Annotated in this window: 10 protein-coding genes and 3 pseudogenes; 1 reads left to right on the forward strand and 12 read right to left on the reverse strand. The window is 35.2% G+C overall.

All coding sequences use genetic code 11. The annotated features are described in order from the left end of the window. Positions 1-8: 8 nt before the first annotated feature. The 12 genes and pseudogenes from narI to ABLV90_RS00880 all read right to left on the reverse strand — a co-directional run bounded on the left by narI (position 9) and on the right by ABLV90_RS00880 (position 13,287). Positions 9-686 (reverse strand): respiratory nitrate reductase subunit gamma, encoded by a 678-nt coding sequence (narI, locus tag ABLV90_RS00825; protein ID WP_427706536.1) that lies wholly within the window; start codon positions 684-686, stop codon positions 9-11. Then, positions 679-1,254: a nitrate reductase molybdenum cofactor assembly chaperone gene (narJ, locus tag ABLV90_RS00830; RefSeq protein ID WP_460871949.1), complete on the reverse strand. Its 576-nt coding sequence runs from the start codon at positions 1,252-1,254 to the stop codon at positions 679-681. The genes narI and narJ overlap by 8 nt, the downstream gene beginning before the upstream one ends. Next, positions 1,247-2,814, reverse strand: a pseudogene (narH, locus tag ABLV90_RS00835) (nitrate reductase subunit beta). Before narH ends, narJ begins: the two are co-directional and overlap by 8 nt. Beyond that, positions 2,804-6,488 (reverse strand): annotated as a pseudogene (locus tag ABLV90_RS00840) (nitrate reductase subunit alpha). The pseudogenes narH and ABLV90_RS00840 overlap by 11 nt, the downstream one beginning before the upstream one ends. 305 nt (positions 6,489-6,793) lie before the next feature. Then, positions 6,794-7,711, reverse strand: coding sequence for a uroporphyrinogen-III C-methyltransferase (gene cobA, locus ABLV90_RS00845; protein WP_460871950.1), 918 nt, complete (start codon positions 7,709-7,711; stop codon positions 6,794-6,796). Continuing rightward, positions 7,702-8,016, reverse strand: coding sequence for a nitrite reductase (NAD(P)H) small subunit (locus tag ABLV90_RS00850; RefSeq protein WP_427706525.1), 315 nt, complete (start codon positions 8,014-8,016; stop codon positions 7,702-7,704). Before ABLV90_RS00850 ends, cobA begins: the two co-directional genes overlap by 10 nt. 2 nt (positions 8,017-8,018) lie before the next feature. Then, positions 8,019-10,425, reverse strand: a pseudogene (nirB, locus tag ABLV90_RS00855) (nitrite reductase large subunit NirB). Then, positions 10,418-10,882, reverse strand: a complete 465-nt coding sequence (locus ABLV90_RS00860; RefSeq protein ID WP_069817488.1) for a precorrin-2 dehydrogenase/sirohydrochlorin ferrochelatase family protein — start codon at positions 10,880-10,882, stop codon at positions 10,418-10,420. The pseudogene nirB and the gene ABLV90_RS00860 overlap by 8 nt, the downstream one beginning before the upstream one ends. Then, positions 10,851-11,363: a hypothetical protein gene (locus ABLV90_RS00865; RefSeq protein ID WP_460871951.1), complete on the reverse strand. Its 513-nt coding sequence runs from the start codon at positions 11,361-11,363 to the stop codon at positions 10,851-10,853. Before ABLV90_RS00865 ends, ABLV90_RS00860 begins: the two co-directional genes overlap by 32 nt. After that, positions 11,344-11,604, reverse strand: a complete 261-nt coding sequence (locus tag ABLV90_RS00870) for a CbiX/SirB N-terminal domain-containing protein (protein WP_460871952.1) — start codon at positions 11,602-11,604, stop codon at positions 11,344-11,346. The genes ABLV90_RS00865 and ABLV90_RS00870 overlap by 20 nt, the downstream gene beginning before the upstream one ends. A gap of 138 nt (positions 11,605-11,742) precedes the next feature. Continuing rightward, positions 11,743-12,279 carry a GNAT family N-acetyltransferase gene (locus ABLV90_RS00875; protein WP_069817484.1) on the reverse strand — a complete coding sequence of 179 codons (537 nt, stop codon included), beginning with the start codon at positions 12,277-12,279 and terminating at the stop codon, positions 11,743-11,745. A 189-nt stretch (positions 12,280-12,468) separates the two neighbouring features. Further along, positions 12,469-13,287: a formate/nitrite transporter family protein gene (locus ABLV90_RS00880; RefSeq protein ID WP_069832933.1), complete on the reverse strand. Its 819-nt coding sequence runs from the start codon at positions 13,285-13,287 to the stop codon at positions 12,469-12,471. Positions 13,288-13,488: 201 nt separating this feature from the next. On the opposite strand from ABLV90_RS00880, the gene ABLV90_RS00885 reads away from it, so the two are divergent. After that, positions 13,489-13,890: an Rrf2 family transcriptional regulator gene (locus ABLV90_RS00885; protein ID WP_069817479.1), complete on the forward strand. Its 402-nt coding sequence runs from the start codon at positions 13,489-13,491 to the stop codon at positions 13,888-13,890. The last annotated feature ends 46 nt before the right edge of the window (positions 13,891-13,936 follow it).

Raw genomic sequence — 13,936 nt, forward strand, 5'->3', positions numbered from 1 at the left:
GCCTCCATTCACACTTTATGCTTTCGATAAATAATGTAACTACGACTTGCATAAGTTAGTGGCACGCTCCATACGTGGACTAATCTAGTAAACGGCCAAAAAGCCATAATCACAAATCCTAGAAGTATATGCATCTTAAACGTGAGTGGTACTTGCGTCATTAAAGTAGCATCAGGAGAAAACATAAATAGTTGTCTAAACCATATTGATATTGTCTCTCTATAATCAAATGTTGGTATCGTTGCATTTGTCACTAAAGTAGCATAACAGCCCATAAAAACAATGAATAAAAGTAAAAAATTCACAATAATATCTGAGGTAGAGCTCAATTTTCTAATGTTCTTTTTAGTTACACGGCGTGCGGTTAGCAACAACATACCTATCATAGTTATTATACCAAATATACTCCCAATATACACTGCTCCTATATGATACAAATGATCATTAACACCTACTGCTGATAACCAAGATGCAGGTATAACTAAGCCTACAAAATGCCCCATAGCTACGGGAATTATGCCTAAATGGAACATGAGACTGCCCCATTTCAATTGTTTCTTTTCAATAAATTCACTAGATTTAGCAGTCCATGAAAATTGATCAAATTTAAATCGTGCAATGTGCCCAATGAAAAAAATAGCTACGCACAGATAAGGTACAATCACCCATAAAAATTGATTAAACATTTGTCTTCACCTCTGATACAGGTTCGATGCACGCTTTTAAAGTAGCTCTTAAGCCTTTTATCAAGTAATAATATGGGCTATCTTTTTCTTTTAATTGCTGTGCCATCGCATAGGTACCATCTTCAATAATCATGATGACAAATTCAATATTTCCTTGTGCGCGTGGATCATTTTGCCATTGTGCAATATATAAAAATTCTAGCATTAAGGGTAAAAAATCTGGTAATTCGTTGGTTGCCATTTCCAATCCAAACATCTCGTATAGTACTTTTAATTTAGCAAGTAACTGTCCACGTTCCTTTTGTGTATCAAATTTATTGTAAGTCATATAAAGTGGTGCCTTTTTATTAAAATCAAATGTGTCTGAATACAATTGTTTAATTTCCAACAGGCTGCATTCATGCATCTTTTCACGATAAATTAATAAATCATCATACGCTGGATGGCTCAAATCAATCACTTCTTCAAATGTTTTCGGATGAAATGTCAATTTTTCAGGAAATTCCAACTGTTGAGCTAAGTAGCCAAAAGTTTCTTGATAATAATAATACTGCGTTAAATTAATCACGGAAAATCCCTCCATAGAAATTTTCATTGTATATCTCTTGTCCTGATTTTTCAGATGCTGTACCAACAGGTACGCCACATCCTTCACAATTAGAACCGAAGTATTCTCCACCATAACCTTGGCTACCTTGAGCACGATACGTATCTATATAGTCTTCTTTATGAGATGTTGGAATTACAAAGCGATCCTCATATTTCGCTATAGCTAACAAGCGATACATATCTTTTGTTTGGCGTTCAGTTAATCCAAGTCTTGATAATTTATCTGTATCAAATGGTTTGTTTGTCACTTACGCACGCATATAACTTCTCATAATTGCCATACGTTGCAACGCTATTTTAATTGATTCTGTATCTCCGGCAGTAAATAAATTCGCTAAATATTGAATTGGTAATCTCATCTCTTCAATCGCTGGGAATATCATATCAGGATTTCTATTTGCATCTGTTGCCGTTTGCCCTTCAAAATAACTCATGATTGGACTCAATGGTGGACAATACCAAACCATTGGCATAGTGCGATATTCAGGATGCAATGGAAACGCAAGTTTATATTCAATAGCGAGTTTGTAAACTGGTGAATTTTGAGCTGCTTCAATCCATTCCATTGAAACGCCATCTTTTTGCGCTTGTTCAATCACTGATTCATCATATGGATTTAAGAATAAATCGAGTTGTTTTTCATATAAATCTTGCTCATTTTCTGCACTAGCCGCTTCTTCAACTCTATCGGCATCATATAATAAAACACCTAAATATCTCATACGACCAGTGCAAGTTTCAGAACATACTGTAGGCGTGCCGCTTCAATACGTGGGAAACAAAATGTACACTTCTCTGCTTTATTTGTTTTCCAGTTAAAATAAACTTTTTTATATGGGCAACCTGTCATACAATATCTCCAACCACGACAAGCCTCTTGATCGACTAGCACAATCCCATCTTCGTCACGTTTATACATTGCACCAGAAGGACATGAAGCAACACAACTCGGGTTCAAACAATGCTCGCATAATCTTGGTAGGTACATCATAAAGGTTTCATCGAATTTAAATTTGATATCTTCTTCAATACGTTGAATATTAGGATCTTCTGGTCCAGTAACGTGTCCACCTGCTAAATCATCTTCCCAGTTAGGTCCCCAATTCAAATCTAATTTCTCACCTGATATTAGAGAATGTGCTTTAGCGACTGGTGAATGATTACCTGCTTTAGCTGTCGTAAGGTGTTCATAATTATACGTCCACGGCTCATAGTAGTCTTTAATCACTGGCATATCTGGATTATAAAATATTTTACCTAACGCTATTTTTGACCATTTACTACCAGATTTAAGCTCTAGTTTCCCTTTTTTATTTAAATACCATCCACCTTTATACTGTTTTTGGTCTTCCCATCGTTTTGGGTAACCAATACCTGGCTTAGTTTCTACATTGTTAAACCACATATATTCTGCTCCGGGGCGGTTTGTCCATGTACTCTTACAAGTTACACTACAAGTATGACAACCTATACATTTATCTAAGTTTAATACCATTGCGATCTGTGCTTTAATCTTCAAGCCAGTCAACCTCCTTCAGTTTTCTAACAGCTACATAAACATCTCTTTGGTTTCCAATAGGACCATAATAATTAAAGTGATAACTGATTTGCGCATAACCACCTACAAGTTGTGTTGGTTTTAAATGTATTCGTGTTGGTGCATTATGAGAGCCACCTCTTGTTTCAGTAATTTCAGAGCCTGGCGTCTCAATATGCTTATCTTGAGCGTGATACATAAACATCGTACCTCTCGGCATACGGTGCGACACAACTGCTCGAGCCGTTACAACTCCGTTTCTGTTGTAGACTTCTAGCCATTGATTATCTGCAATGTCATGTGCTTTTGCATCCTCTTTTGAAATCCAAACTGTTGGGCCACCTCTAAATAGTGTCAACATATGTTGATTGTCTTGATAAGTAGAATGAATATTCCATTTACCATGTGGCGTCAAATAACGTAATACGAGCGTTTGATCATCCATCGTGACATGCTTATCCCTTGTCCCAAATACCATTGGTGGTAAAGTTGGTTTATAGACAGGTAAGTTTTCTCCAAATTGTTGGAATATTTCATGATCAATATAATAACTTTGACGTCCTGTTAATGTTCTAAATGGAACTAAACGCTCAATATTCGTTGTAAAAGGTGAATAACGCTGTCCATTTTTATTTGAACCAGGAAACACTGCGGTTGGAATAACTTCTCTTGGTTGGGCCGTCATATTTAAAAAAGTTATTTTTTCTGATGCACGTTCACTAGAAATATCTTTTAATGGCATACCTGTTTGTTGTTCTAAATCTTCATAAGATTTTTGTGATAATTTGCCATTTGTAGCTGAAGACAGATTCAATACAGCATCTGTCGCACGTCTTGCAGTATCTATTCTAGGTCTACCATTTCTCACTGAATCTTCTTTTTCATCATTCCAAGTACCGACCATATGTTTCAACTCTTCATATTGTTCTGACACTGTAAAACTCACACCATGCGCACCCACTTTAGCTTTTTCTAATAAAGGACCAAGTGTGACATATTTATCAAATATTTTTGTGTAGTCTCGATCAACAACTGTAAAGCTTGGCATTGTCTTACCAGGAATGGCTTCTACTTCACCTTTAGTCCAGTCTTTTACAATACCGTTCACATTTGATATTTCTTGTTGTGTATCATGCGCTAAAGGTGTAGTTACGACATCTTTGTATACGCCTGTCAGATGTTTTTTCGCAGTGTCTGATACTTCTTTACTTAACAATTTGAAAATATCCCAATCTGAACGTGATTCCCATAAAGGATCTATCGCTGGATTAAATGGATGTACAAAAGGATGCATGTCCGTAGATGATAAATCATGCTTCTCATACCATGTTGCAGCGAGGCAAGACAATGTCTGAGTAAAGCGGTGTCGAAGTCATTCTAAAGTCTAGTGATACAAGTAAATCTAACTTACCTTCAGTATCGTCTCTCCATTGAATCTCTTCTGGCTTTACTTCTTCATTCGGTTCTGCCAATAATCCCGACTTCGCGCCGAGTAAATGTTTCATAAAATACTCTTGCCCTTTCGCAGAACTAGATATTAAATTAGAACGCCAAAGGAATAACGTTTTTGGATGATTCTTTTTCAAATCAGGATCTTCAATTGCAAACTGTGTTTCCTTTGATTTCACTGAATCTACTGCGCGTTTTAAAATCGCTTCATCATTAAATTCATTCGCATCTCTTGTCGCTTCACCAAATGACAAGCTATTTTTATTAAATTGTGGGTACGAAGGCAACCAACCTAATCTAGTCGCTAGCACATTATAATCTGCTGGATGTTGATGCTTAATATTCTCTGCTAATGGGGATTTTATACTATCCACATTAGACTCTTCATATTTCCACTGATCTGTTGCAAAGTAGAACCAACTTGTACCATTTTGTAATCTCGGTGGTCCTTGCCAATCTTTAGCGAATGCAAGTGTATTCCATCCTTCAATTGGTCTACATTTTTCTTGGCCAACATAATGCGCCCATCCGCCGCCATTCACACCTTGACAACCACATAGTAATACTAAATTTAAGATAGAACGGTAAATCGTATCTGAGTTAAACCAATGGTTAATACCTGCGCCCATAATAATCATCGATTTACCCTTTGTATCAATTGCATTTTGCGAAAATTCACGTGCCACTTGTGTAACTACATCTTGTTTCACACCAGTCACCGTTTCTTGCCATGCGGGTGTATAATATGAATTTGCATCTTTGTAGTCCTTAGCTTCTAATTCATGATTAAATCTTTTTACACCATATTGACTTGTCATTAAATCATAAACTGTAGTTATATAGCGTTCTTCTCCATTTGCAAGGGTAATTTTTTTAACCGCAATTGGTCGTACAAAAATGCCATTACCCTCATTATTGAAATATGGAAATTGTATTTTTTCTAATTCAAAATGATCTTCTACAAGACTCAGTGCTGGATCAATTTTACTACCGTCTTCATTTTCTAGTTTTAAATTCCATTGTTTTTCTTTTTCCCAACGTTGTCCCATTGTGCCATTTGGAACCGTTAAGTCCTGAGTGATTTTATCAAAAATGACAGGCTTCCATTCACTATGCTCTGTTGTTTCGCCTAAGTCATTTGCTCTTAAGAAACGACCTGCTTTAAAACCATTTTCATCTTTATCTAGCATGATAATAAATGGCATATCTGTATATTGTTTTGAATAATTTATAAAATGCGCATTGGGTTGATTAACGTAATGTTCTTGTAGTATGACATGCGTCATCGCTTGCGCAAGTGTCGCATCAGAACCAGGATGTGGCGCTAACCAATTGTCTGCAAATTTCACATTCTCTGCATAATCAGGTGCAATTGATACCACTTTCGTTCCTTTATATCGAACTTCAGTCATAAAATGTGCGTCTGGGGTACGGGTCATCGGTACATTAGAACCCCACATCATAATGTAAGAAGCGTTATACCAATCACTGGATTCAGGTACGTCTGTTTGTTCACCCCAAATTTGAGGTGAAGCAGGTGGCAAATCTGCATACCAATCATAAAAACTCAACATTTCTCCACCAAGTAAACTCACAAATCGTGCACCAGAAGCATAACTCAACATAGACATGGCAGGTATCGGTGTAAAACCAGCTATTCTATCTGGACCAAATTTTTTAATGGTATAAATAATTTGTGCAGATATGAGTTTACCTACGTCTTTCCAATTCGTTCTCACTAATCCACCTTTGCCTCGTGCTTGTTTATATATTTTTGCTTTTTCCTCATCTTCTACGATGGACGCCCAAGCTTCTATCGTATTATTATCATGAGTTTCTAGGGCTTCTACCCAAAGTTCCCACAACTTTTTACGGATATATGGATAACGAATTCTCAAAGGACTATATTCATACCAAGAAAATGAAGCACCACGTGGGCAGCCTCTAGGTTCAAATTCAGGCATATCAGGTCCACAACTTGGATAGTCTGTTTGTTGATTTTCCCATGTAATCACACCATTTTTCACAAATACTTTCCACGAGCAAGAACCTGTGCAATTCACGCCATGAGTCGTTCTAACTACTTTGTCATGACTCCATCTTTCTCTATACATTTTTTCCCATTCCCGACTCTTGCTTTCTAAGACTGACCAGTTACCATTAAATTTTTCAGTCGGCTTAAAAAAGCTTAATCCAAATTTTTTCATTGAAAACACCCTCTCAGATCATTGCCAGTAAAATTTTTAAAGTAGGATTCTATGGTTCACTTCATTCACTGCTTAACTAAATTGTACATTTTTTCACAAATTTCAAATATTAGGGAATCACCTAATAAGAGATGGAAATACCCTTAGTTTTTAAGCATCTACTCGTGTGCAAAAGCAATTTAATAAGACATAAATATAAAAGCTGAGACATGTGATATGTCCCAGCCTCATCATCTTTTTATTTTGGTGTTATCAGTTATCCTCTGAAATCACCTTATTTTATATCCTTAGTGTGAATTTCTTCATCAAAATGCTTGCATTAATTGTTGTTCTATAAACAACTGTTGGCTGTGATGAAGTTCATGCTTTTCATCAGGATTAATTATGCACCATCCATCTTTTTCATAGATATCAAATGCTTGTTTAATTGCTTCTAAACGCAGTCCAGTAATTAAATATTTCTTAGGAATACTTTGGTTTAAAGCACTTTTAATATTTTCACAGGCTGCTATATCTCCAACAATCACCATGCCAGGTGATATATGGTCTAAATCATCAGAAACCTGCTCCGCAATTGTAGTTACTCTACCTATGATGTGTTTTTCATTATAAGAAGAAACATTAAATATGAGCAAGACTGGATAATCAACTTGTGTAGTCTGATATATATCCTTCATAATTTCACTCAATCGCTTCACACCCATATAAATAGCTAACGTACCTCCGTTTATAAGTGTTGTAACATCAACTTGTTGCTGATTACTTTTATTCAGATATCCTGTAGCAAAAGTGACACTATGAGCGATATTTCGAATTGTTAATCCTAAACCTACTGAGGCTACAGCGGCACTCGCTGTTGTAATACCTGGTACAACTTCAAAATCAATGCCCGCTTGTGATAATGTAACAACCTCTTCATGGACTCTACCAAAAATTGCCGGATCTCCACCCTTCAATCTAACAACACATCTATGTTGCTTTGCGGCTGAAATTAACTTTTCATTTATGACTTGTTGTTGTATATGCTTACGGTATGCTTCCTTACCCACATTTATAATTTCAATTTCTGGTCTTACTAATTGTAAAATGAATGGATTGACTAATCTGTCATACAATATGATATCTGCACTTCGAATGAGACGTTCGGCCTTTCTTGTTAATAATTCCGGATGCCCAGGTCCAGCACCTATGAGATATACTTTGCCATAAGTATTTATAGGCATATATACACAGCTCCATTATGAATTTCTACAGCGTAAACATCCACACACCCTGTATCTGGTGGCTGTACGAGACCCGTTTTCAAATCTATTTTTTGATCATGCAAAGGACAATATACAAATTCACTACTCACTGTACCTTCTGAAAGTGGTCCTTGCTTATGGGGGCATCTATTATGAACTGCGTGTATTTCACCTGATTCTGTTAAAAATAGGCCAATTTCGATATCATTTATGATTACCTTTTTGCCAACTAAAGGAACAAGCTCATCGACCATTGCTACTTTTATTTTTTCTAATGCTTTCATAATTAAACTTTCTCCACTTCAAATATTTTTTGTGCTTGCTTCATTATTTAAAATGTGTGTCCATGGTTCAGCTTCTATAGCTTTTTTCACTTCCATAATACGATTAAACAAATCGTCTTGTCTTTCTTGATTTAATAAAACTGTTTGAACATTTTCAAAACCTAACCGTTTTATCCACGGTGCAGTACGTTCTGCATAAATACCGGTTTCTCTATAATATTGCATCATCGCACCACATAATTTAATGACCTCATCTTCTGTTTCGACGGTAGTTAAATGCATTCCCTCTGTTACATCCGTACCGCCATTGCCCCCAATATAAATTTGAAATCCATTTTCAACGCTGATGACACCAAAGTCTTTAACACCGGATTCTACACAGCTTCTTGGACAACCAGAGATACCCATTTTAAATTTATGTGGCGTATCGATGTATTCGAATGTTTTTTCTAAACGAATACCTAATTGTGTAGTATATTGCGTACCAAATCTGCAAAATTCCTTACCGACACAACTTTTAACTGAGCGCGTCTTTTTCGCATAGGCTGAAGCAGAACGCATACCTAAATCAGCCCATATTTGTGGTAGTAATTCTTTTTTAACACCATACAAGCCTATACGTTGAGAGCCTGTCACTTTCACTAATGGCACATCATATTTTTTAGCAACTTCTCCTAAACGTATTAATTGATCTGCATTCGTAACACCGCCGCGCATTTGGGGAATTACTGAAAATGTGCCATCATTTTGAATATTGGCATGATAGCGTTCATTTGCAAAGCGTGATTCAATTTCGTCATTGTGCTCAAATGGATAAACCATATTCAAATAATAATTAATAGCTGGTCTACACTTTGGACAACCTGCCTTATCATTAAAATTGAGCGCATGGCGTACTTCCTTAGACGTTTTCAACCCTTTTGCTCTTATCTGAGTAACAATTTGATTACGTGTGAGCTCAGTACATGCGCATATACCAGATGGTTTAGAATCAACAAAATCATCACCTAATGTATACTCTAAAATATGACCAATTTGTCCTTTACACTTACCACAAGAATTGCCAGCTTTTGTTTCTTTTGTGACTGCTTCTACACTTGTAAGGCCATGTTCATTAATCGCACTCACAATCTTACCTTTGCTGACACCATTACATCCACATACTGTCTCATCATCTGACATGTCAACAATACTTATTTCACGCGTTTCTCCGCCCTTATGCATAAGTGAAACCATTGTGTAATCCTCTAATGGTTCTTGTTTTTTCATCATATTAAAAAATCTCGGACCATCATCAATATCTCCGTATAAAACTGCTCCAACAATGCTGTCATCTTTCAAAAACACTTTCTTATAGTGGTTATTAACACTATCAAAAACCTCTACACCTTGGATATCTATACCTTCTGTAATTTGACCAGCGCTATATAAATCACAGCCCGAAACTTTTAAAGAAGTAAATGTTGTGGAACCTCGATAACCTTCTGTTTCTCGACCGGTTAAATGGTCTGCTAACACTTTACCTTGTTCATATAATGGTGCAACTAATCCATATACTTTACCATTGTGTTCTGCACATTCACCTATTGCAAAAATAGTTTCATCACTCGTTTGCATATAATCATTAACGACAATACCTCTATTCACTTTTAAGCCACTTTCCTGTGCAACTTGTGTATACGGTCGAATACCAACTGCCATGACCACTATATCTGCTTTTAATGTTGTTCCATCTGCTAACAACACGCCTGTAACATCTTCTTGTCCAAGTATTTCTTGTGTACTTGCCTGCAATTTAAAGTTCATTCCCTGTGCTTCTAAATCTGTTTTCAACAAATCTGCAGCCTTTCTATCTAATTGCATTTCCATAAGCCATTCAGCAAGATGTACCACAGTGACTTCCATACCTTGGTCCATTAATCCACGTGCACATTCTAATCCCAGCAAACCACCGCCAATTACGATAGCATGTTGCTTTGATTTAGCAATTCCAATCATACGCTCAGTGTCTTCGATCGTTCTCCAACCTATTACGCTCGGTAAAGTCGCCCCTGGTATAGGTAATACAAAAGCACTTGAACCCGTAGCAAATATACAAATATCGTAATGACATCTTAGGCCATCAGCCGTAATCACTTGTTTTAGTTCTCGATTAATCTCTACTACTGGATCATTCGTAATCAGCTGAATATCATTGTCTTTATACCACTCAAAAGGATTCATAATGGTTTCATCCACTGTCATCTTTTTCTGCAATATATTTGATAGCATGATTCGATTATAATTTGGATAGGGTTCCTTACCGATAATCGTTATGTTATATTGTTGTGCATCGCGTTCTAATATTTCTTCAATCGTGCGTATGCCCGCCATACCATTACCAATCATTACTAACTGCTTTTTAGACATCGTCTTCCTCCTCATACACTTCATTTAAAAATGTTTGTACCGCCTTTGATAGTTGTTTCACTCCGCTACAATTTGTGCCATTTGATCTAAAATGAATGTTTATGTCTTTGTATTTTATTTCTGACATATTATAAAAATCAGATTGCGCTTTATCACTGATATGGTTAACAAGTTGATAAGGCTTCGCCTCTTGCTTAATTAGATTATTAATATCTTCGTCATCTGTTGCGGCAAAAATAATATCCGCATGTTTAATATCTTCGCTGTCATAACACTTTGTAAACAACTTCATTTTAGGATATTCCATTTCAAAAAATTCTGGTAAAAATTTTTTACTTATAATAACTAGCGACTGTATATCTTCCTTAATAAGTTGTCGCACTTTTCTATACGCAACTTTACCTGCGCCAACCACTACAACACGTTTATCTGACAAGTTGAGTTGAATTGGATACACTTTCTAACACCTCTAATTGTTTAATTCTTTCTGTGATTATCATTGAGAGCAAAGGGTCAAAATTAATAGCTGATGCATAATGAATATTACAATCATCATTCATATGTGCTATATGGTATTTTGCTTTGTTCACCAAAAAGCCGTCGTAGAAAAATATGGGGACAATCAATATGTCTATATTATTTTTTAAATAGTGCTGTAACTTAAAGCGATAACTGTAGTCACCATATAATGTCATCATAGAAATAGGTGTTTCAAAAACATCACACGCTTGAGTTAACTGCCATAAAGCAATATCAGGATGACGATAACGTTCGCCGCCATGAGCCATTAAAATAATATGCTGTATTTTAGGATGCCTTTTAACTTTAGCTAAAATTTTCTGTTTAACTAGCGTTGTCATTAATTTATGTGTGCCAAGTGGCTCAGCAAATTTATATTCAATATGTGGATATCTATACTCATAAAGTTTTAAAATCATAGGGATATCTTCTAAATAATGCTTTGCTTGGAAAAAGCAAAAGTGGAATGATATTAAAACTTTTAGTACCCTGTTGAATAAGTTTGTCTAGTACTTGTTCAAGACATTGATTTTTACTTTCTAAGAAAGCAATATGATAATCATGTACGTTACGACTTAACAATTGCTCCAAAAAATCATGAAGTTCTTTATTTTGTTTCCCTTTATTCATGCCATGAATAACAAGTATATGCTCTGTCATGTGATGCCCCCTTTCTTTACACTTGCATTGTAATATAAATCCAGTTGCTTTTGTGAATAAAATCACATAACAAATTAAAAATAGGGAATCCCCTTATTCAATTACTAATGGGATTCCCTATGCATTTTATTCAATTTATTAAAATGGTGGCGTACCTAACACTTCTTCATCAAAACTTTCTGGTATAAGCACTTTTCTCATAATAACTCCTAAATCTCCATCGTTACTCTCATGCTCACCGTATATTTCATAGCCACGTTTTTTATAAATATCTAGTAGCCAAGGGTGTAAACGTGCTGATGTACCAAGCGTCACTGCTGGTGCTTTAAGTGTGTCTCTTAAATAAGTCTCCTCAACATATTTTAACAACTGACTTCCAATACCTTTACCATCATATGACGGCTTCGTAGCGAACCACCAAACAAACGGATATATTGAGATACGACGTTTTCCTTCCCAAGGATAACGTACAGTAAGTGTTGAAATTATTTCATGCTCATCTTCTAGTACAAACATCGTACTTGTTTTAATATTCTTTTTAACTAATTCAACATTCGCATTAACTGATGGCCAATCTATACCTAATTCTCTTAATGGGGTAAAAGATTCATACATCAATTTTTGTAATGCCTCCGCGTCTGATTCCACAGCAACTCTTATATTATATTCAGACATTTTGTCACTCCTTCTCATTTATAGCTTATTCATTCATAGATAACATCCCTAAAAAATCATAAACCATTTACAATCATATCAATACAATATGGCTTCTTAATTATTGAGTCAATTATTATGTTTTAAAAATCGAAAAAAGCACCATCACAAAATAAATTATGATCGTGCTTGTTACTATTATGAATACCATTAATTATGTAAGCTATTTCGTTTACCATTTAAATATGCGTAAACTAGACCAACGAAAATACCACCACCAATATAGTTACCTATAAAGGCGAACACAATATTTTTCAATACGTGTAACCATGCGACTACATCAAAATCATAAAACACCATACCTGCGTATAGCCCTGCATTAAATACAACGTGCTCATAACCCATAAATACAAAGACAATGACGCCACTAGCAATGAAAAATGCTTTAGTTAGACCGTCTTTAAATTGAATTGATAAATAAATACCAATATTAATAAAGAAATTACAAAATATGGCTTTACCTAAAATGCCATACCATGTGGCATCTATCGTCTTACCATTAACAAGTTTCGTTAAGCTTGCAACCATGTCTGAGGTCATAATCGGGGTGAATTTCATTAAACCAAACAGGATAAATCCACCTATTATATTAAATAGAAAACATACCATCATAATACCCAATGCTTTATTCATGCCAATAACTTTATAATACCAACCAACTGTTAAAAACATAAAGTTACTCGTTAATAATTCTGAATGTGACAATACAATTAAAACCAAGGCTAAACTGAATGAAATAGCTCCCATTAAATTAATTAAACCTTCATTTGTACCTGCAAATTGTGTTTTTATAGCTAGCATAAATACCGTTACAATTGCTAGTAAGAATCCTGACATAATTGATTTAAGCGCATAACGACCAGGTGTCTTATCAAACAAAACTTCCTTCATTTGTACTTGATTATTAATATTATCAATCGTTTCTCTCGACATGTAAGTGTCCTTAATGGATTTATTATTATCTACCAAGAAATATGCCCCCTTTTTGATTTAAAAAAATGATAATTTATCTATACCAATAATGTTATTATATTAGTTTCATTTGATATTTAATAGTCAAAAAATAAGTTTTTCAATTTTAAAATTTAATATATTGCGCGTTAGTTTAAAATAACGTAAACTTTACTTGTACTAGAAATACACACAAGTAAACCTAAAGGAGGCATATACTTGAATACACAATTCTCTGTTTCAATCCATATTCTCTCTCTGTTAGCTATAAAAAATGAACCTGTTTCAAGTCAATATATCGCTGACAGTATTAATAGTAACGCCACTTTAGTGAGAAAATTATGCCGTTATTTAAGAGACGGTAATTTTATACAGAGTAGCCAAGGCATCGCGGGTTATAGTTTATCTAGCGCATCCCATGATATTAGGTTAGGTGATTTATATAAGCTGATTTTTTCTAACACTACCCATTTCGCAAAAATTCATGGTCATACGAACACAGATTGTCCTGTAGGGAAAAATATTACCCACGCACTTGATGAAATATATAGTGATGTAGACGAAACGATTGTAAATAAACTTAATACCTATACGATTAAAAGTGTCATTGATCGCTTTTAAATAAATAACGCTTGATTATCTTGCTATATGCTTAATTTTCATTAAG

It is taken from the genome of Staphylococcus sp. 2S1 (genome assembly GCF_046721335.1).
GTDB lineage: Bacteria > Bacillota > Bacilli > Staphylococcales > Staphylococcaceae > Staphylococcus > Staphylococcus equorum_A.